Here is a 21,333-nt window from a genome sequence, read left to right as displayed (position 1 = left end):
AATTGCCATTAAATTAAGTTAAAGACATTTAGATGGAGCCAACCAGGCAGACATACGATTCCCCGAATGCGGGAAAACAGATATCACTGAAAGAAATCATACTTAAGCTGCAGCAGTGGTATCGTTATTTGTTAGCTAAATGGTGGCTAATTATCATAGTAGGCCTTATCGGGGCAGGATTGGGATTGGGTTATGCGATAATAAAACAACCTAACTATGTCGGGGAAGTGACCTTTGTATTGGAAGAAAGCAAAAATAGCCCATTGGGTGCATATGCTGGTATCGCCAGTCAATTTGGAATAGATCTGGGAGGTACCGGTAGCGGTGTTTTTGCAGGAGACAATATTCTGGAGTTCCTTAAATCTCGGCTGATGGTTGAGAAAACATTGTTGTCTCCCGTTAAGGTTGACGGGCAACAAATCTCATTGATAGAGCTGTATATCAGAACATATAAATTGAGAGACAGGTGGAAGAAATTTCCATCGCTTGCCCAACTAAGCTACCCCATAGACAAGGATCGCTCCTCTTTTTCTTTGCAGCAAGATAGTATCTTATACGATCTGTACAATGTGATTACGAAAGCTAATCTCAAGGTAGCCAAGCCGGATAAAAAGCTAAGTTTTATCTCTGTTAAATGTGTGTCGAGGAATGAATTATTTTCCAAAATTTTTACGGAACGTCTTGTATCAGAAGCGACCGATTTCTATGTAAAGACAAAAACGCAGCGTTCCAAGAAGAATGTAGATATGTTGCAGCATAAGGCCGATTCATTGGAAGCCTTGTTAAATAGAAAAACATATTCTGCTGCTGCGACCCAGGATCTAAATTTTAACCCAGCCAGAAGAGTTGCTACTGTTGGAACAGAAGTCGCATCTAGGGATAAGTTAATGTTGCAGACTGTTTATGCTGAAGTGGTTAAAAACCTGGAAGTCAGCAGGGTAGCAATGGCTCAGGAGGCGCCTATTATACAGATTGTGGATACGCCTATTATGCCTTTAAAGAAGGAGCAGCTTGGTAAGCTAAAAGGGATAGTGTTTGGAGGTACAGGAGCGGCTGTGCTAATGATGATATTATTATTGCTCAATAACATCTACCGGGAATTGATGAATAATTTATAGGTAGAGACTAAATAAAAACTGATGCACCTGATAAGCGATATACAGACAATTAACTTACCTAAAATACTTGATGACAGAGGTAATCTTTCTTTTTTGGAAAACCTCAGCCAGCTGCCATTTGAAATAAAGAGAGTTTATTGGATATATGATGTACCCGGTGGTGAGGTTAGAGGTGGGCATGCATTCAAGCAGCAGAATGAGGTATTAGTTGTGCTTAGTGGGAGTGTTGATATCGTTGTACATGACGGGCATGAGGAACAACGGTTCTCCCTGAATCGTTCTTATATCGGATTGTACGTTCCTAATATGCTATGGCGGCATATTGAGAACTTTTCTACTAATGCAGTAGTACTGGTAGTCTCCGATACAGTTTATGCGGAGAATGATTATTTAAGAGATTTTGAAGAATATAAACTCATAAAGAATGGCAAATAAGATTACTGTATTCGATTGCTCGATCCTTACTTTGCCTAGAATAAGTGAGCGCTCAGGTAATATTACTTTTGTAGAAAATAATCAGCATGTTCCTTTTGATGTGAAGAGGGTATTTTATCTGTATGATGTTCCTGGCGGAGAATCCAGGGGAGCCCATGCACATTATGAGTGCCATCAATTTTTAATCGCTGTAAGTGGAAGTTTTGAAGTTTTACTGGATGATGGCAAAACAAAACGCCAGGTTCAGTTAAATCGTTCTTACTACGGCTTGCATATTCCTCCGGGAATATGGGCCTCAGAAATTAATTTTTCCTCAGGGGCTATCTGCCTTGTATTGGCTTCACATACATATGATCCGAAGGATTATATAAGAAGTTATGACGAGTACCTGCTAAAATTTGGTCAATCATGAGTACTGGTATTCATCCTTTATCCGATGTTCAGAGTAAAAACATTGGAGAGGGCACTACAATATGGCAATTTGTCGTAGTTCTGAAAGGAGCTAGGATAGGTGCAAATTGTAATATAAACTGTCACTGTTTTCTCGAGAATGATGTGAAAATGGGTAATAATGTAACGGTAAAGGCCGGTGTTTATCTTTGGGATGGCATTGAAATAGAAGATGACGTATTTATTGGTCCCAATGCGTCTTTTACTAATGACACGATGCCCAGATCGAAGCGATACCCTGACAAATTTGAAAAGATTGTTATTCGGCAAGGTGCTTCTGTAGGAGCTGGCGTAACTGTTATTGCTCCTATTGAGATCGGAAAATATGCATTAATCGGGGCAGGAAGTGTTGTGACAAGGAATATACCTCCCTATACAATATGGTATGGTAATCCGGCTAGACAGAAAGGCTATATAACAAAGGAAGGCAAAATTCTGGATATGGAGTTGCGTGATAGTGAAGGAAAACAATATACGTACAAAAATCTTGATATATAAAATTTTATGATCAAATTTCTTGATTTATTGAAAATCAACCAGCTACACGAAAAGGAAATCAAAGATGCTATGAATAAGATCTTTGATTCGGGTTGGTATATTCAGGGAGAAGCGTATAAAACTTTTGAAAATGATTATGCCTCTTTCTGTGGTGCCAAACATTGTATTGGAGTAGCTAACGGACTAGACGCATTAATACTTATCATACGTGCGTATAAAGAATTAGGTGTTTTTTCTGAAGGGGATGAGGTGATTGTTCCATCGAACACTTATATCGCGAGTATATTAGCCATTTCTGAAAATGACCTTGTTCCTGTATTGGTAGAACCTGATGTACGCACTTTCAATATTGATCCTGTAAATATTGAGGCCAGAATCACTAAACGGACTAAAGCTATTTTGCCTGTGCATCTTTATGGGCAGCTAGCAGATATGAACGCTATTAATGAGATTGCTAAAAAATACAATCTGAAAGTGATAGAAGATGCTGCGCAATCCCAGGGAGCTAGTCTGAAAGGTAAGCGTGCCGGTAACTGGGGAGATGCTGCGGGACATTCATTTTATCCCGGTAAGAACCTTGGAGCATTAGGAGATGCGGGGGCCATTACTACAAATGATGATGAGCTGGCTTCTGTACTTAGAGCAATATGTAATTACGGTTCACATAAAAAATATCTGAACCAATACAAGGGTGTTAATAGCCGTTTAGATGAATTACAAGCTGCAGTTCTTAGCGTTAAATTGAAGTATTTGGATGCTGAAAATGACAAGAGGAGACAAATCGCCAAAATATATTTGGATAAAATTACGAATCCTGCGATAGTGTTACCTGCATTTCCGTCGGACGAACTATCCCATGTATGGCATCTTTTCGTAGTGAGAGTAGAGGACCGTCAGCATTTCCAGGAATATCTTACCAGCAATAGTATTCAATCAGTGATACATTATCCTATTCCTCCTCACAAACAGGAGGCTTATGTGGAGTGGAAAGATGAGGCTTATCCTATTAGTGAGAGCTTGCATCAGCAGGTTATAAGTATTCCCATGAGCCCTGTTATGGATGATGATAGCATCTTTCAATTGATTGAATGTCTGAATGGCTATATCAAATAAGAAGCTATCGTGCAGCGTGTAATAAAAATAGGAAAGAGACTAGGACGAAAGTTGCTGAGGATCGTACGTATCCAAAAGTACCTCTTTTTGTCTGATGCTACGGTTATAGGGCAAAAACCCTCCATTATACAGCCGGTGCTATATACAGGCAGGGGGATAATAACTATAGGAAGTAATGTTATGTTCGGCTGTAATCCATCTCCTGGTTTTTGGAATACCTATCTACATATTGAAGTTAGGAATCCTGAATCGCGCATTGTAATAGGTAGCAATGTAACTATTAACAACGCATGTTCAATAATAAGTGAAGGAGCTACTATCAGTATTTCAGATAACTGTTTGATCGGTATAAATTGTCAAATCGTAGATACGGATTTCCACACCATTAATCCTTTTCAAAGATCAAGCGGTTTGCACGAGAAGGCAGATGTTATCATTGGTAGGAATGTATGGATCGGGAATAACGCTATCATACTTAAGGGTGTTACAATTGGAGAGAACTCTGTGATAGCGGCTGGATCAGTTGTAAATAAAAATATTCCTTCCAATAGTGTTGCAGGAGGCGTACCCGCCAGAGTTTTGAAGCATATTGAGATCAATGAATGAGTTTATAAAAAGAATATTTGGATCTGATCTGATTAAATCATCATTTTATTCAGCCGTTGCAACTTTTGTCAAAATTGTAACGGCCTTTTTGATGAGCAAAATTATTGCGATTAAGCTTGGTCCGGATGGAATGGGGTTGATAGGCCAGTTAACCAATTTTATTTCAATAGTTCTTATACTGTGTGGTGGTGCAATTACCAACGGAATAGTGAAATATCTGGCAGAGTACAGAGCCAGTGCTCCGGAGAAGATAGCACCATTGATGAGTACATCATTTAAATTGACGATAATTCTATCAGTATTGGTAGGTGCCGGGCTGATTATTTTCTCTAAATATCTATCGACGTTCGTTTTGTTCTCCCCAAGTTATGCTTTTGTGTTTATTGTATTCGGAGTAACAATTGGGTTATACGGACTGAATAATTTGCTGCTATCCATAGTTAATGGATATAAGGAGTACAAAAAGTTTAATATAATAAGTATTAATACAAGTATACTAAGTTTAATTGTCTCCCTGTTTTTTATTTATCGATGGCAAGTTAACGGAGCACTGATAGCATTGGTAGTTAATCAGTCCGTAGTTTTTATTGCAACGCTTTTCTTTTTAAGGAAGGAAAAATGGCTAATCCGCGGAAATTTTGCTCAATCGATGAGCCGGCAGCAAATAAACAACTTGTCCAGATTTGCTTTAATGGCTTTGGTTTCCACGGCTACAGTGCCCATCAGCCAAATGTATATAAGGGCTCACATTATACACCATATATCGTTGGAAGCCGCTGGTATATGGGAGTCCGTGAATCGTATTTCAAACATATATTTGATGTTTGTGACAACATCTTTAACGACCTATTATTTGCCAAAATTGTCGGAGCTGAGCAACGAAAGAGATGTACGAAAAGAGGTATTGAAGGTCTATAAAGTATTAATGCCTATTGTGATTGTCAGTTGCGCTGCCATTTATTTATTCAGGATGCTAATCATCAAGATATTATTTACGGGGCAATTTAATGAGGCATCTGAATTATTTCTTTTTCAGATGATAGGTGATATGTTGAAGATTGCATCCTGGATTCTCGGATTTCAATTAGTTGCAAAGGCCAAAACAAAATTGTATATCACTGTTGAGGTAATATTCAGCTTTTTATTTGTCGTATTTTCTTTGGTCTTTATAAACAAATATGGCTTGATTGGTACAACCTATGCGTTTGCATTAAACTATCTGTTGTGTCTAATATTTATGATTGTTGTTTTTCGGAAGATGTTATTCAACAGGTGATAGTATCGCCAGCAATTAAAATATAATAAAAATGACTATTTCTGTCGGCGTATTGACTTATAATCAGGAGGCTTATATAGCGGAAACATTAGACGGTATATTAAGTCAGGATACAGATGATGCGGTAGAGATTATAATCTGCGATGACTGTTCGTCTGATAAAACGGTTTCCATTATCAAGGAATATCAGCGCCGGTATAATAATATAAAGCTGTATGAGACTGAGATAAACCTGGGGTTGATCAGGAATTTCAAAAGGCTATGTGATCATCTGGATGGTGATTTTGTCGCTATTTGTGCGGGCGATGATTATTGGCATGACAAACACAAATTGAGGAAACAAGCAGATTTTCTGAAGCAGGAGCTGGATTACGCATTAGTCTATACTGATTTTGACTATGTAGATGAACAGTCGAAGATATTAATGCAAAGCCAGAATAAGAGGTTTTCTTTGCATACGCCATCCGGATTTATATTGGATGATATTCTGGAAGGGAAATGTCTGATTTTGCCTTCGACCGTAATGTATAGAGGGATTCCTTTCAGGGAGGCCCGCATCATATTGGCTGACTGTGTAACACACAACCTGGTAATTGAGGACATTCCGCTTTATACGATGTTAGCATCAAAATGGAAGTTTAAATTCCTACCAGACTCAACCACTTCTTATAGGATTGTACAGAAATCATTAAGCAGGCCCGGCTCTTTCGAAAAAAAGATTAAGTTTTATGAAGGGATATTGAGAACTTTTTTCTTTTTAAAAGAAAAAGGATTGATACAGGATACTGCTTTACAATATCAAACGATTAATTGTTACCGTAACAGCTTAAAAGCCAGTGGAATTTTTCAGCGGGCAGTAACGGGTGAGGAGTATTATAAAAAACTAAAAGAGAGCGGCAAGAATGGCCGAAAGGATCTTCTTTTTTATTTAGCAAGTCAATATAAGCCATTTCACGCATTATTTATGTTGATCTTACGGCTCAGACTAGGCAAACAATTTAAAAATTATTATAGCTAGTTAGTCAGTTTAAGTTACTGGAAATGTTTTATCTCGTCCCATTTATAGGTATATCCATATTTTGTCTCTTTGATATAGAGGCGAAGGATACACGTACATTGGTATTTGGGGGAATTTGTATATGTCTCATATTACTGGCTGGTTTTCGGGGTGATTCGGTAGATAAAGATTATCCGCTTTACCTGGAATATTTTAATGCAGTACCGGCTGGTATTACATTTACAGCACCCGAAGGGTATTTGGCAGAACCTTTCTATACTTTTATTCCTTCTCTAGTTAAACTTATAGGACTGAATGTAGCTTGTGTTTTTTTTATCTATGCTCTTTTGGGAGTTTCCATAAAGTCAATTGTAATCGTCAGATCTACACCGTTTATCTTTTTAGCTCTTCTGGTTTACTATTCGAATTTTTTCTTGCTGCATGAAATGACGCAGATAAGGATAGGAGTTGCTTTTGGCATTTTTCTACTTGGCATTCCGTTTATTATTGAACGAAGACTATTTCCATACACTTGCTTGATACTTTTAGCTGTTTGTTTTCATTTTTCGGCAACTATATATTGGGGGATTTATTTTCTAGGTCACAGGCGCTTTAATAAAATCTTTTACACTTCACTATTGGTGCTTGTATTGCCAATTGCTATATTGAAAATAGATATGCTATCTATTCTCCGAGTGTTGCCTTTAGGTGTCTTTACGGAAAAAATTGAATTTTACTATGGAGCCATGTCAGATGGAACTTTTGAATCTACTATCAATGTATTAAATGTGATGACTTTGGTCAATATTTTTCTATGCATCATTTGTGTATGGAAAATAGATCTTTTACAGAAGCATTTTGTGTATGCAGCGCTATTTGTTAAAATGTATATTATATCACTGTTGCTGTTCGTGTGTTTTAGTTTTATGCCTCCATTGGCTTTCCGGTTTAAGGAGTTGTTTGAGGCCGTTCAGATACTTTTGATCCCTCAGCTGGTTTTTCTTTTTAGGGAGAAATATACTGGTCGTTTAGTTGTCGTAGCGATATCTTTTATATTATTCTTTATAAATGTATTTCACACTGAATTAGTAAAAGCATACTTCTAATGAAATTGAACTTATCTATAGTCGTAGTTACTTATAATTGTGCTGAATTCATTGAGCGATTTCTGACAGAATTGAAAACATCGCTCAGCCCATATGAGGATTTTGAGCTACTAATTAATGACAATAAATCTACAGATACGACTTTTGAAATATGCAAACAATTTGAAGCCTCGTTTGCGGGAAAGTTGATATTGTCAGCATCTGATAATATCGGTTTTGCAAAGGCAAACAATATCTTAATCAGACAATGCAGATATGACGGGGTTTTACTTTTGAACCCGGATGTGTTTGGTTTTACAACGGAATTCTGGAGCGGGGTAGTTAATCTTTGGGATACCACCACTCCTATGTTTATTAAATTGTTGAATGAGGATCTTTCCATTCAGGAAAATGTTGGAGATGAATTATCAGTAAAGCGGAGATTTAAAAATGCTTTAGGGATGAAAACCAACTATCCTTTCTTTAAGGAGAGAGTGGAAGTGCAGTCGGGGATTATGGCATTTGTTTTAATTCCCAAACAATGCTTTAATAAGGTTGGGTTATTATCTGAAAAATACTATATGTATGCAGAAGATCAGGACTGGTTTTTAAGAGCCCGACGTGCTGGTTATAAATTGTGGTTTGAACCATTACTGGTGCTTGTCCACATTGGAGGAGGCTCTGCAAAAGGCAGATGGGAGGCAAAGGATCTTAAACTTCGTAAACTTAAGGTGGAGAGAATGCTTATAACGGAGCACTTCACAGGTATTCATAAACAACTATTATTATTTATGAATACTCTTCAGAAAATTTATTTTACTAATCGAAAAAAGTAAATATGCTGTACCAGATAAATAAAAGGATTATTGTCCTGACCCTTTTTTTATTAGGAGCAATAATAACAAAAGGGCAGGTCGCTCTGAACGTAAAAACGTTTGGTGCTAAAGGCGACGGTCTGTCCGATGATTCGAAAGCGATAATAGCATGTATCAACGCTGCTAAGCAGACTAACGGTAGGGTCTTAATCCCTTTTGGGCGATATAAGCTATCTTCCGCGATCGATATAAATATGGAAGGTGTTAATAGTATTGTTATTGAAGGGCAATTGGATAAAAATGGAAGTAAGCCATTATTGTTTGCTACTTCTTTTACAGATGTACTTGTATTTAAAGGGAGTACATCTGTTGCAAAGGGTGAACTTATTATTCGGAATATAAGTGTGAAAGGTAATAACGTACCTTATTCAAGTCAACATCCATATTACGATAAGGCAGCAATTTACAAATTTGGCATTGGTATTTTAAATTTAAGAACTGTTAAGGTCAGTAACTGTATCATAAGTGATATATATGGGGAAGGCCTTTATGTAGGTAGTAAACTTTTTTACAAAACACCGATTGAAAACCGCTTTGTTAATTGCGAAATTGATAATGTAAAGATTAGTGATACTTGGGGACTGAATCCTAATGCAGATGGCGGGGAGTATGATGAGTACGGCGATGGCATATATATAAGCCATGTGAAAAAAGGCTTTATCAAGAATTGTCAGGTGATTAATAACCTGTCAAAAACTAAACAAGTAGGCCGCGCTGGAATTGTTTTGGAATATAATGTTGAAAATTTCCTTATTCAGCATAATACTGTGAGCGGATACGACCGGAATATACATTTGGAGGCGGATATTGGAGGTAACCGTATCATTGGCAATAAGATCCTTGGCAGTGATCTTGGAATTTATATTGTCGGGTTCCCGACTGAAGTCCCTAATAAACCATTGGAGATCACGGGGAACTATATAAGCAATGAAGGCCTTCCGAGAAATCTATCTCTCACTTCTATTGTTGCAAATGAACATCGGGCACTGTTGTCCTTTTATATTAAAGACAGTATCTGTCGTATGAATTCAATTGTCAAGAACAATACTTTCGTGATTAATTCTGAATTTGCAGGTGGGAATAGTGTTATAGCGCGATATGTAGGTAACAATCTGCAGATTGATGGGAACGTCTACCGTACGAATACCAAACTTAAGGCTGCTCAGGTACAAATTATAGGGCAAATAAAAAGTTTTCGTAGTAATAAACTGAATAATACTAAGGTGGAGGCATCTGGAGCAGCTAGCCGATTGATTAAGCAATAAGTCAAATCAGTTTATCAGGCCAAAAGTTTTAAAAATGTAATAAATACATGAATTCAAGGAAGAGATTGCTATATATCATACATGATATAAATATAGGAGGTGTGGAGGTGGCATTTTTATCTTCACTTCCGGCTTTGAATAAAACATTTGATCTTCGAGTCATAGTGTTAGGAAAAATAACTCCCGGTCTTGAGGCTACTATTAGTGAAGAAGATCGGGCTTGTTTATATTCGTTTGATTATGCGTTATGGCTATTGCCGGCTTGTTTGTACAGGGTACTGTCCTTCGCTCTGAAATTTAGACCTGAAATACTTATATGTTCTCTTTGGCGGTCTTCCCTAATGGGGACATTCATAAAAAGATTCATGCCTCGTACGCATTTTATTTCGTTTATTCATAATACTTTCTTTTTCCATAAGTTAGATGCCTTTTTTACCAAGTCTGCGATCAGAGCGGCTGATAGCATATTTGTTGATGCAATATCGACCGCAGATTTTGTCAAAAATATCCATCAGGTTGAAGCTCCTGTCTGCGTGATATCATTTTTGAAAACTTCTACTGGATCATATCAACGAAAATCGCCTGTATTTGCACAAGAGGTTAAGTTTTTGTCATTGAGTCGAATCAATAAAGTCAAAAATATTCCTGCTGCTGTTGAATTGATCCATATGTTGCGACAACAAGGGATTAACGCCCGCTTCGATATATATGGCCGTGATGACGGAGATATCGAAAATGTACAAAATACTATAGGACGATTGCAGTTGCAGGATGTAGTTCATATAAAAGGAGAGGTAAGGCCTGATTTGGCAAATAAGCTATTTGAGCAATATGATTTTTTCCTGCAGTTAAGTGTGGTAGAAGGAATGGCAATGAGTGTGGCTGAGGCCATGCAAAATGGGCTGGTCTGTATCGTTACTCCTGTAGGCGAAATAAAAAATTACTCACGTGATATGGAAAGTGCTATATGGGCTGACGTGGCTGACGGAAAGAGCATGCAAGCCGTCGTTAGCAAAGTGATGAAGGTCATAGCAGATACCGGGCTATATAGCCAGATTTCGGAAAACAGTCATGCCAAGTTCGAGAACGCGCTGGAGTATAAAAGTTCATTAATATCTAACATAACAAAAAGAATCCCGTAGGAGGCAATATGGAGGCGAATAACAATGTTGTATTAATGGTTGCGAATACTGCATGGAGTTTGTTTAAATTCAGGAGGGGACTTATAAAACATTTAATCGGGAGTGGATACGAGATAATACTGCTCGCTCCTGCTGATGAATATGTACCCCGACTGGAACAAATCGGTGCGAAATTTGTTTCATTAGAGCATTTGGTTGCAAAAGGGATCAATCCATTCAAAGATGTTTTTTTGATTAGAGAGCTTGTATCCCATTATCGTTCCATTCGTCCAGGGCTTATATTCCATTATACTATTAAGCCAAATGTTTATGGTAGTATAGCTGCTCGTATAGCAGGTATACCATCTGTAAGCGTTATAACAGGATTAGGCTATACGTTTATCAACAACGATCTGGTATCAAAGATAGGAAGGATGGTATATAAGTTTGCCCTGAGATATACTGATGAAGCCTGGTTCCTGAATTCTGATGATATGGAAGTTTTTCTTTCCAGGAATATCATACCTCGTGGAAAGGCCCGGCTGCTGTCTACTGGAGAAGGCATTGATGCAGAAGAGGAGTTTAACCCCACAAATTATACCGTTGATAAGTGGCAGGGACTTAATTTTATTTTTATTGGCAGGTTATTGTTTGATAAGGGAGTAGAAGAATATATTCAGGCAGCCAGAGAAGTCAAAGCCACTCATCCTGATGTACATTTTCATTTATTAGGTTATATCAATGTAAACAATCCTAGTGCTATTGGAGAAGATACTGTAAAAGGATGGGTTAAAGAAGGCCTTGTAACCTATCATGGGAGTGTAGATGATGTAAAGCCTTTTATTTTATCTTCCAGTTGTGTGGTGCTTCCATCTTATAGAGAAGGTATGTCGACGATACTGATGGAAAGCGCGGCGTTAGGTCTTCCAATTATTACGACTAATATCCCGGGTTGTAGGGAATTGGTAGAGGATAAGGTTACCGGTTTTCTTTGTGAAGCCAAGGATGCAAAGGGCCTGGCTATGCAGATGGATCACTTCATTAATATGAGTGATGCGGATAGAGGACAGATGGGTAGGCTGGGCAGGATAAAGATTGAGCGACAGTTTGGCCTGAAAAAAGTTTTCGAAATATATTCGCAGATAATTACCAGATATGTAAAGGCCTTTAGGTAAGCATTTATATTAGGTCATGTTTGAGTAGGTTTGGATTGTTAACACAAAAAATAGCTGTTCAAATGCAGAAGACTGCCCTTATTACAGGTATCACCGGCCAGGATGGTGCCTATCTTTCAGAATTGTTACTCTCCAAGGGATATTTTGTACATGGTGTAAAACGCCGTAGCTCTTTGTTCAACACCAGCAGGGTTGATCATCTTTACCAGGACCCCCAGGACGATAATTTACGCTTTAAACTTCATTATGGTGACCTTTCTGACAGTACCAATCTGATACGTATTATACAAGAGGTTCAACCAGACGAGATCTATAATCTGGGAGCAATGAGTCATGTGCAGGTAAGTTTTGAAACGCCTGAATATACGGCTGACGTCGACGGGATTGGGACATTACGTATACTGGAGGCAGTCCGTTTGCTAGGGTTGACCCAAAAAACGAAAATATACCAGGCATCTACGTCTGAATTATATGGTATGGTACAGGAGATACCTCAATCGGAAAAAACACCCTTTTATCCCCGATCGCCATATGCGGTAGCGAAGTTATATGCCTTCTGGATTACCGTCAATTATAGAGAAGCGTATGGCATGTTTGCTTGCAACGGAATACTTTTTAACCATGAAAGTCCATTGCGTGGGGAGACATTTGTAACCCGGAAGATAACGAGAGGGGTGGCTAAGCTGGTATTGGGGATGCAGGATAAATTATATATAGGTAATTTAGACGCGAAAAGGGATTGGGGCCATGCGAAGGACTATGTAGAGGCTATGTGGAGGATACTTCAGCAGGAAAAGCCGGAGGATTATGTAATTGCTACTGGTATTACAACGACAGTAAGAGAATTTATACTGATGTCTTTTGCTGAGGCCGGTGTTGAGATTGTTTTTATTGGTAATGGTCTGGGCGAAAAAGGCATTGTAAAAAATATTACTAAACCTGATTGTGCATTGCAATTGGGTCAGGAAGTGGTTGAAGTCGATCCCAGGTATTTTCGTCCTACGGAGGTTGACTTATTGATAGGTAATCCGGCAAAGGCACAACACCAATTGGGCTGGCAGCCTCAATATGATTTTCAGACTCTGGTAAAAGAGATGACTATGGCGGATGTCGAACTTTTTAAACGTGAAAGAATATTGAGAGATGCCGGATATACTGTTTTAAACCAGTTTGAATAACGTATATGGAGAAACAGAATAAAATATACGTAGCGGGGCACCGTGGGATGGTGGGTTCTGCAATTACGAGGAGATTACAGGCCGCCGGTTATACTAATCTAGTTAAGCGTACATCTGCAGAATTGGACCTTCGAAATCAGCAGGCGGTGCATACTTTTTTTCAGCAAGAGAAGCCCGAATATGTATTTCTTGCTGCAGCCAAAGTGGGGGGGATAATGGCTAACAATACTTACCGTGGCGAATTCATATATGATAATATTATGATCCAGAATAACGTGATTCATGAGTCTTATCGTAATGGTGTACAAAAGCTGATGTTTCTAGGATCTTCCTGCATTTACCCAAGACTGGCTCCTCAGCCGCTTAAAGAAGAATACCTGCTTACAGGGTTGCTGGAGCCGACGAATGAGCCATATGCAATTGCCAAAATAGCCGGTATAAAAATGTGCGATGCATATAGGTCCCAGTATGGTTGTAATTTTATTTCCGTGATGCCGACCAATCTTTATGGTCCTAACGACAATTACGATATCCAAAATTCTCATGTTCTTCCTGCGCTGTTAAGGAAATTTCATCTTGCGAAAAAGAACCAAGAAAAAGAAGTAGTACTTTGGGGTACCGGTCAGCCTTTAAGGGAATTTCTTCATGCGGATGATATGGCGGCTGCCTGTGTTTTTCTGATGAAGCATTTTAATGAAGAAGGTGTCATCAATATTGGTGTTGGCAAAGATATAAGTATTAGGGAGCTTGCATATATGATAAAAAATATCCTGAAATTTGAAGGGGATATTATTTTTGATGCTACTAAACCGGACGGCACCCCGCGTAAATTAATGGATATTAGTAAGCTTCGAAGTTATGGATGGAAGGCAACAATTGAACTCGAGAGCGGTATCCGTGATGTTTATGAGCATGCTGACAAATCATCCTGGTAATGTGATCGTAATAATCGTGTTCTTTTGTTGTCTGGGATTTACGTTGACGTCTATATTGAAAAAATTCTAAACACGACCTTGTCGCCTTATTCCTTATCACTGTCGCTATTTCAAAACCATTATCTTTGCCCCTGGCAAGCAAAATTCTATTTATGCTACAAAAACCTTATGTTTTTACCCTGTTGACCCTCTGTGTGCTTATGGTATGCTCTTCTGCCAGTGCACAAAGCGTGGGGCGTCAATATTCACTTGGATTCTATCAGCCAATGGCAGATACAAACGGTTATCACTCGTCACTGCGTGATTACATGGTACAGTCTACGTTTGAATTACCTCAAGGAGACACTATGCGTAAGCGTAGTTGGTTTCATCGGATCTTATTTAAGGAACACCTATTGGAGTTTAACAAGGATGACTATGAGTTTTATGGCGATTTTCTTCCGGATCTGATGGTAGGACGTAGTAATGATAACGGTACAACGTGGTTGAATACCAGGGGGGCTCAAGTTGGAGGTCGTATTGGCAAGAATTTTACGTTTCGATCTGAGTTTTACGAAAACCAAGGTAAATTTCCGAAATATTTAGATGCTTATGGCAGAGCTAATCAAATTGTTCCTGGGCAAGGGGAATGGAAAGACTATAGCAATGGAAAAGCATTTGACTTTGCCTATGCCTCTGCATTATTAAATTATCAGGCTGGCAAACATTTTACTTTCCAATTGGGATATGACAGGAATTTTATTGGTGATGGTTACAGGTCCATGTTGTTGTCAGATAACTCATTTAACTATCCATTCTTCAAGGTAGTTGCCAATGTGGGAAAGGTGCAGTACACGACTATGTGGGCGCAGTTTATAGATATGAGATATCCTAAGGCATCATACGATAATGGATATAGGAAAAAATGGGGCGTATTCAACTATTTAGACTGGAACATCAGTAAAAAGATATCATTAGGTTTATTTGCATCAATTATTTGGCAGGATTCAGACTCGTTGGGAAAGCGTGGATTTGATGCTAGCTATTTAAATCCTATTGTATTTCTGAGGCCGGTTGAGTTTTCTGTAGGTTCTGCAGATAATGCATTATTGGGCTTTAATCTGAAATATGCTGTTAATCATAATAGTGCATTTTATGGTCAATTTCTGTTGGATGAGTTTAAGTTGAAGGAAGTATTTGGCGGAAAAGGCTGGTGGGCCAATAAATTTGCCGGCCAGGTAGGTTTCCGGTCCAATAATATTTTCAAAGTACCTCATTTGAATATATTGACGGAGGTGAACGCTGCGCGTCCGTTTACTTATTCTCAACGAACTACCCTTAACAACTATGGTCATTATAATCAGCCATTGGCACATCCTCTCGGAGCCAACTTTGTAGAGTGGGTAACGATCGCAGATTACCAGTATAAACGTTGGTTCCTTCGTGGGCAAGTGAACGTTTCGAGGTATGGATTGGATTCTTCTGCAACGAACTATGGTAAAGATATTTTCAAATCTTACTTTACCCGTACGCCGGATTATGGTAATAAGATAGGTCAGGGTGTGGGCACTACATTGGTATACTTGCAAGGAACACTGGCGTTTTTGCTGAATCCCAAAAACAATCTTCGTGTTGAGGCATCTGTGATCGGGCGGCAGGAAAAGAATGATCTCGGAAAGAATAGGGACCTCATTTTCCAGATTGGCCTACGTAGTACTTTCAGACAATTCTATTACGACTTCTAACGAGTCAATATCTATTTCTAATAAGAGCGCAGCCCCCTCATCACTACTGAGGGGGCTGCGCTTTTTATGATGGGTCTTGCATTGCTGAAAGGGGGGCCGCCCCCTCCCTGAAGGAGGGGGATTACAGGCCAGAGATAAACAGATGGATAAAGGCCGATCTTCCAATGGGTACTACATCAGTAGCAACCATCCGGTGGCAAGTAATACGAGAGATGTATTACGCTGTTTTTGGTGACAGTGTCTTTATTCAGCGAGGTAGAGGGTATAAAAACCTTAAGGGAACGGCTTTATGGCCAACGTGTTTCGTATAGTAAAGATATTTCCTCCGGGTTTCTATTTAGGATGCACCGGCACTTGCCAGTAAAATATCAATAGGATATTCATATGATCACTTTTATGAAAGTACGGAAAAAAATAATACCAGCAAATTTGTATAAGTGATTGATTTGTAATGATGTTTCATTTTTGCGAAATTTCTTATCGTTTTTAACGATGGGAAGAGGCGGTAAGGCTGCTACCTATAGCATCCGCACTTTTTACTACCTTCGCGCCATGCATTACGTAACAGTAGAAGGGCTTACAAAATCATATGGCGCGGCGCCATTGTTTCAGGATATTTCTTTTCATATTGAAGAAGGGGATAAAATTGCCCTGGTGGCTTTAAATGGTACCGGAAAGTCAACGCTGTTGCGTATTCTTTGCGGGAAGGAAGCGCCGGATGAAGGTAAGGTTTGGATCCATAAGGATGTTACTGTCGTAATGCTGGAACAGCGGGCGGATTTTGATATGTCGAAGTCTGTGCTGGAGAACATCTTTGACCATTCTCATCCGGTGCTGAATGCAATCAAAGAGTATGAGTTGCTTACGGAGGAAGGGCATGAGCCGGACCTGGAGTTACTTACGGCGGCTATTGCCAAGATGGACGAATTGAATGCCTGGCATTTTGATACGAAGGTGAAGGAGATCCTGGGGAAGTTGAATATACATCACCTGGATCAGGCTGTTGGTACCCTTTCTGGGGGGCAACAAAAGCGGGTGGCACTGGCTAAAGTATTGATAGATATAGGGTTTGAGCATAAGCATACGTTGCTTATCATGGATGAGCCTACGAACCATCTGGATGTAGGAATGATCGAATGGCTGGAGAGTTATCTGGACCAGGAGAAGGTGACGTTACTGTTGGTGACGCACGACCGGTATTTCCTGGACAGTGTTTGTAATGAGATCATGGAGTTGGACCGTCAACAGCTGTTCATCTATAAAGGGGATTATGAGCATTATCTGGAGCGTAAAGCGGCACGTGAGGAAAGTGATCGTTCCAGCATCGAAAAGGCCCGTAATACGTATAGAAAGGAGCTGGAGTGGATGCGTCGTCAGCCAAAGGCACGAACGACCAAGTCGAAGGCCCGGCAGGATGCATTTTATGATGTGAAGGAGAAAGCTACTACCCGTATACAGGAGCAGCAGCTAGAGCTGAATGTAAAGATGACCCGTATAGGGGGGAAGATATTAGAGTTGAAGAAGGTGTATAAAGCCTATGGTGATCTGACCATTTTGAAGGGATTTGATTATACATTCTCCAAGGGGGAAAGGATTGGTATTGTTGGTAAGAATGGGGTGGGTAAGTCGACCTTTCTGCATTTATTATTGGGGCAGGAGACTGCAGATTCCGGTAAGATCAACGTAGGGGAGACCATCGTATTTGGTAATTACTCGCAGGAGGGATTGATCCTGAAGGAAGATATGCGCGTGATAGAATTTGTGAAGAGTATTGCGGAGAACTTTCCGCTGGCGGATGGTACGAAGGTAAGTGCCGCACAATTCCTGGAATTGTTCCTGTTTCCGGCGGAAAAGCAATATACATTTGTATCCAAGTTGAGCGGTGGTGAGAGACGGCGTTTACATTTGCTCTCCATCCTTTTCAGGAATCCCAACTTCCTGGTACTGGATGAACCGACCAATGACCTTGACCTGCCTACCCTCAGTATACTGGAGGATTTTTTACTGGATTACCAGGGATGTGTGATCATTGTGAGTCATGACCGTTATTTTATGGATAAGCTGGTGAATCACCTTTTTGTTTTTGAAGGAGCTGGAGCGATTCGTGATTTTCCCGGTAACTATACACAGTACCGTGAGTGGCAACGTGAAGAGGATAGGAAGTCAAAGGAGCGGGTGGAGAAAAAAGAAGAAAAGAAGCCGGAAGTTATTAATACAGCAGCCCCTGTAAGTAAGGATAGTGGCAGGAAATTATCCTATAAAGAAAAGCGGGAACTGGAGTTGCTGGAGAAAGAGATCGGTGACCTGGAACAAGAGAAAAAAGACATTGATGTACAGCTTTCTGCTGGCACCTTACCATATGAAAAATTAGAGCCGCTGACACAGCGGATTGGCGTAATACTGGAGCTATTGGATGAAAAAGGGCTCAGATGGCTGGAGTTGAGTGAGTTGAATGGTTAAGTTAAGGTATAACGGTTGTTCACCGAAAATAGCCACGTTATGAGACGGTCTGTAATGCATGCCTGGACGGCATTGCTGTTACTGTTATTTGTTGCCCAGGTCAAAGCACAGGACCTTCATTTTATGAAGGTAGATAGTGTTAACCCCTGTCTGACATTACGAAGTAATACAACATTTTATTGTCCGGTAAGGAAAGCAGGAGTGAGATGGGAGGAGAAGGATGTGTTTAATCCAGCTGCTGTGGTGAGGAATGACAGTGTGTACTTGTTATACCGGGCGGAGGATAGTGTAGGCCGGTATGCAGGTACGTCCCGTATCGGAGTGGCTGTCAGTGCGGATGGTTTACACTTTTCGCGATATGAAACGCCTGTATTATATCCGGACAATGATGCATTCAAGGAGTATGAATGGGAGGGTGGTTGTGAAGATCCTCGTATTGTAGAGGATGAGCAAGGGGTTTATTATCTTACCTATACGGCATATGACGGGCATACTGCCCGGTTGTTCGTAGCTACTTCATCAGATCTTTTTCACTGGAAAAAACACGGATCGGTATTTCGGGATGTGTATAATGGGAGGTATGCGGAGGGTTGGTCTAAGTCTGGTGCTATTGTGTGCCGGCAGCAAGGGGATAAGTTAATAGCGCAGCGTATTGGCGGGCGATATTGGATGTATTGGGGGGATACGAACATTTACCTGGCGCATTCGTCAGATCTGTTGCATTGGACGCCTGTACTGGCGGATGATGGTGGTCTATTACCTGTGATCCGGCCGAGGCCAGGGATGTTTGACAGTGACCTGGTAGAGCCGGGACCTCCGCCATTATTGACGGCGGAGGGTATTCTTCTTATATACAACAGCAGGAACCATCCGGCAACTGGTGATACGGCATTGCCGGCTGGAACCTATACAGCAGGGCGGGTGGTGATGGACAAGACGAGTCCTTCCCGGATGATCTCCCGGGGTTCTTCTTATTTTTTTGCGCCTGATAAGTCATATGAGCTTATCGGGCAGGTCAATAATGTTTGTTTCCTGGAAGGTTTGGTATCGTTTAAGGGTCACTGGTTTTTATACTATGGCACGGCAGATTCCAGGATCGCTGTTGCGGTTGGAAAGTGATCCTCTTTAGTGAACATACTTTGCCTGCGGGCATTGCTGTCCGTTGCTACAAGAGGTTTTGCCAGATAGTAATTGATAGGAATTGGTTAACTACTGATAGCTTTTAAGGGGCTTGCTCTATAAACAGGAAAAAAGTCGGCTTGTCTAGGTTCGTTATTCAGTTGTTGCAAGATATTCTGATACTTCACCTGATCATGTACGATCTGCAGGGTACTATATCTGCGTTTCAGTTTACTGAATCCCTGTTTGAAAAGCAGCAGGGAGTCTGTGGGAGAGCCTCTTCCGCCACCGAGGTTCATCCATCTGCATCTTGTTTGTTTGCCCCATTTAATGGCTTCGTAGAAGACTAGTTTTACTGGTGCGAGTTGCAGATATTCTTGTCGGGTAGCTACGAGGTGGCTTTGTATGATGCCGTTGTAGTGGGTAAATATACCACCGGAGCAGATATTACCATTTGCATCTTTTACCACGAACAGTTGCAGATGTTCTTGCAGTGTAGCTTTCAGCATCATAAAGTAGTGTTCATCGAAGTAATAATAGTTATTGGCCTGATTACGATCCATGGTACTATAGTACATATCGACGAACTCCTGGTAATATTTCCAGTTTCCTTTTATGACTTTGAATTTATCGTTTTGTAGAGATTTAATATTAGCTCTATGATTTTTTGAGAAGGAGGTAAACAGTTCTTTCATGTCATGTTGTAAATTAATCCACACAGTGTGGCCATGTGTGACTTGTCTGACATGTTCTGTTTCCATGAACATCACGTTATTGTAATATGGATTAAGCCTGATCACGGTAGAGACCAGTTGTAATTCCCCTGCATCTTCGATGAATTGTCCGAGGAAATCGTCCATTACGTTATAGTCGAATGATCTATTGAAGAGGATACCTGGATAGCCATATGGGCTACCGGCATCGTACAATTCTCTAGGTTTGTTGTTAAGTGGAGGGATCTTCCGTCTGATAAGTGGAATCAGCATTTTATTTTTTCCTTCCTGATGAAAATAGGCGATCGCTTCTCCCTGCAACATTTTGGATTCGATAGAGACATATTCCGGAAGATGGTAAAAGTCGTAATCGCTTTCTTCCAGCATGCTGCTCCATATGGGGTTCATCACACCAATAAAAATACCCATACAACTATTGAATTTTAGATTAACTATTCATTGCGGTGGCGGATTTGCTGACTACAAAAAATGAGCATAGGTCGACTACCCCTAAGGGCGATAATAACGTCTAAAAGTTATTGCATAGATATTGACTGGCCGGTATCAAACATCGATGGATAAAAACATTTAGAGACTGTTACATGTTGACAGCATTTAATAGTATTTGCAAAATGCGTACCTAAAAAAGTTATACCTGTATAAATATTTTTATATGATTAAATGAAATGTCGCACCGGTGTATTAACCAATGGATTATATATATAATATGAGTTGTGTTAACGAGTGGTTAAAGGTGTAATTAAATTAAGATCAATGCACATTTATTTAGCATTTACCCTTGGTACGTTTGGGGAAATCGCTAAAGTTAGCCAGGCCGAAATGAAAAAGAATATCAGTAATTATATACGGTTTAAAGAGACAAAAGGATTGCTTATCTGGCTGAAGTAATTTGTTCGTTCTTCTGCTTATTACCTTATTTGTTACGGGAATTAACGAGCTCTACTGATGTGGTCCTGATGTGGTAGAATAAGGGTAGGAATGATGATAATACCGGTTATATATAGACATAAAAAAGGCGTTCGATCGAACGCCTTTTTTATGTGTCTGTGGTCTCGGCAGGAATCGAACCTGCATCTAGGGCTTCGGAGACCCTCGTCCTATCCATTGTACTACGAGACCGGAAAAGGAAGGCAAAGCTACATTTTCTTACGGTGAATAGCAAAAGCCGC

At 39.9% G+C, this 21,333-nt stretch carries 19 protein-coding genes and 1 tRNA gene; 18 read left to right on the top strand and 2 right to left on the bottom strand.

The features are described 5' to 3' along the window. The first annotated feature begins 32 nt into the window (after positions 1-32). The 18 genes from KTO58_RS22125 (at position 33) to KTO58_RS22040 (ending at position 19,430) form a co-directional block, all read left to right on the top strand. Positions 33-1,118, top strand: coding sequence for a Wzz/FepE/Etk N-terminal domain-containing protein (locus tag KTO58_RS22125; RefSeq protein WP_095837312.1), 1,086 nt, complete (start codon positions 33-35; stop codon positions 1,116-1,118). 21 nt (positions 1,119-1,139) lie between these two features. After that, on the top strand, positions 1,140-1,553 hold the full coding sequence (locus KTO58_RS22120; protein ID WP_095837313.1) for a sugar 3,4-ketoisomerase: 414 nt from the start codon (positions 1,140-1,142) through the stop codon (positions 1,551-1,553). Beyond that, positions 1,543-1,965: a sugar 3,4-ketoisomerase gene (locus KTO58_RS22115; protein WP_095837314.1), complete on the top strand. Its 423-nt coding sequence runs from the start codon at positions 1,543-1,545 to the stop codon at positions 1,963-1,965. The genes KTO58_RS22120 and KTO58_RS22115 overlap by 11 nt, the downstream gene beginning before the upstream one ends. Next, positions 1,962-2,501 carry an acyltransferase gene (locus tag KTO58_RS22110; RefSeq protein WP_095837315.1) on the top strand — a complete coding sequence of 180 codons (540 nt, stop codon included), beginning with the start codon at positions 1,962-1,964 and terminating at the stop codon, positions 2,499-2,501. The genes KTO58_RS22115 and KTO58_RS22110 overlap by 4 nt, the downstream gene beginning before the upstream one ends. 6 nt (positions 2,502-2,507) lie before the next feature. After that, the gene (locus KTO58_RS22105; RefSeq protein ID WP_095837316.1) at positions 2,508-3,614 is read left to right on the top strand and encodes a DegT/DnrJ/EryC1/StrS family aminotransferase; all 1,107 of its coding nucleotides are present in this window, start codon (positions 2,508-2,510) and stop codon (positions 3,612-3,614) included. Between the two features lie 87 nt (positions 3,615-3,701). After that, a complete protein-coding gene (locus KTO58_RS22100; RefSeq protein ID WP_225859871.1) occupies positions 3,702-4,220 on the top strand; it encodes an acyltransferase in 519 nt (172 codons plus the stop codon). Continuing rightward, a complete protein-coding gene (locus KTO58_RS22095; protein WP_095837317.1) occupies positions 4,213-5,496 on the top strand; it encodes an O-antigen translocase in 1,284 nt (427 codons plus the stop codon). Before KTO58_RS22100 ends, KTO58_RS22095 begins: the two co-directional genes overlap by 8 nt. 31 nt (positions 5,497-5,527) lie before the next feature. Beyond that, a complete protein-coding gene (locus KTO58_RS22090; RefSeq protein WP_095837318.1) occupies positions 5,528-6,514 on the top strand; it encodes a glycosyltransferase in 987 nt (328 codons plus the stop codon). A gap of 23 nt (positions 6,515-6,537) precedes the next feature. Then, the gene (locus KTO58_RS22085) at positions 6,538-7,599 is read left to right on the top strand and encodes an EpsG family protein (RefSeq protein WP_095837319.1); all 1,062 of its coding nucleotides are present in this window, start codon (positions 6,538-6,540) and stop codon (positions 7,597-7,599) included. Then, positions 7,599-8,414 (top strand): glycosyltransferase, encoded by an 816-nt coding sequence (locus tag KTO58_RS22080; protein ID WP_095837320.1) that lies wholly within the window; start codon positions 7,599-7,601, stop codon positions 8,412-8,414. Before KTO58_RS22085 ends, KTO58_RS22080 begins: the two co-directional genes overlap by 1 nt. A 2-nt stretch (positions 8,415-8,416) precedes the next feature. Continuing rightward, positions 8,417-9,718: a glycosyl hydrolase family 28-related protein gene (locus tag KTO58_RS22075; protein ID WP_095837321.1), complete on the top strand. Its 1,302-nt coding sequence runs from the start codon at positions 8,417-8,419 to the stop codon at positions 9,716-9,718. A 101-nt stretch (positions 9,719-9,819) separates the two neighbouring features. Then, positions 9,820-10,860, top strand: a complete 1,041-nt coding sequence (locus KTO58_RS22070; RefSeq protein ID WP_157752790.1) for a glycosyltransferase family 4 protein — start codon at positions 9,820-9,822, stop codon at positions 10,858-10,860. Between the two features lie 8 nt (positions 10,861-10,868). Beyond that, complete coding sequence (locus KTO58_RS22065; RefSeq protein WP_225859870.1) at positions 10,869-12,014, top strand: glycosyltransferase family 4 protein; 1,146 nt, start codon at positions 10,869-10,871, stop codon at positions 12,012-12,014. A 62-nt stretch (positions 12,015-12,076) separates the two neighbouring features. Beyond that, the gene (gene gmd, locus KTO58_RS22060) at positions 12,077-13,192 is read left to right on the top strand and encodes a GDP-mannose 4,6-dehydratase (protein WP_095841445.1); all 1,116 of its coding nucleotides are present in this window, start codon (positions 12,077-12,079) and stop codon (positions 13,190-13,192) included. Between the two features lie 5 nt (positions 13,193-13,197). After that, the gene (locus KTO58_RS22055) at positions 13,198-14,127 is read left to right on the top strand and encodes a GDP-L-fucose synthase family protein (protein WP_095837324.1); all 930 of its coding nucleotides are present in this window, start codon (positions 13,198-13,200) and stop codon (positions 14,125-14,127) included. Positions 14,128-14,279: 152 nt separating this feature from the next. Beyond that, positions 14,280-15,851: a hypothetical protein gene (locus KTO58_RS22050; RefSeq protein ID WP_095837325.1), complete on the top strand. Its 1,572-nt coding sequence runs from the start codon at positions 14,280-14,282 to the stop codon at positions 15,849-15,851. Between the two features lie 465 nt (positions 15,852-16,316). Next, entirely contained in the window at positions 16,317-18,311 is a 1,995-nt protein-coding gene (locus KTO58_RS22045; protein ID WP_225859869.1) for an ABC-F family ATP-binding cassette domain-containing protein, read from the top strand. A 39-nt stretch (positions 18,312-18,350) separates the two neighbouring features. Then, entirely contained in the window at positions 18,351-19,430 is a 1,080-nt protein-coding gene (locus tag KTO58_RS22040; RefSeq protein WP_225859868.1) for a glycoside hydrolase family 130 protein, read from the top strand. Between the two features lie 86 nt (positions 19,431-19,516). On the opposite strand, the gene KTO58_RS22035 is transcribed toward KTO58_RS22040, so the two are convergent. Together KTO58_RS22035 and KTO58_RS22030 are read right to left on the bottom strand one after the other, a co-directional pair. Then, positions 19,517-20,572 carry a GNAT family N-acetyltransferase gene (locus KTO58_RS22035; RefSeq protein WP_157752791.1) on the bottom strand — a complete coding sequence of 352 codons (1,056 nt, stop codon included), beginning with the start codon at positions 20,570-20,572 and terminating at the stop codon, positions 19,517-19,519. Between the two features lie 639 nt (positions 20,573-21,211). Further along, positions 21,212-21,283, bottom strand: a tRNA-Arg gene (locus tag KTO58_RS22030). Positions 21,284-21,333: the final 50 nt, after the last annotated feature.

Origin of the sequence: Chitinophaga pendula (assembly GCF_020386615.1) — a bacterium.
GTDB lineage: Bacteria > Bacteroidota > Bacteroidia > Chitinophagales > Chitinophagaceae > Chitinophaga > Chitinophaga pendula.
The sequence above is the reverse complement of the archived record's forward strand: the minus strand, read 5'-3'. Positions and strand labels throughout refer to the sequence as shown.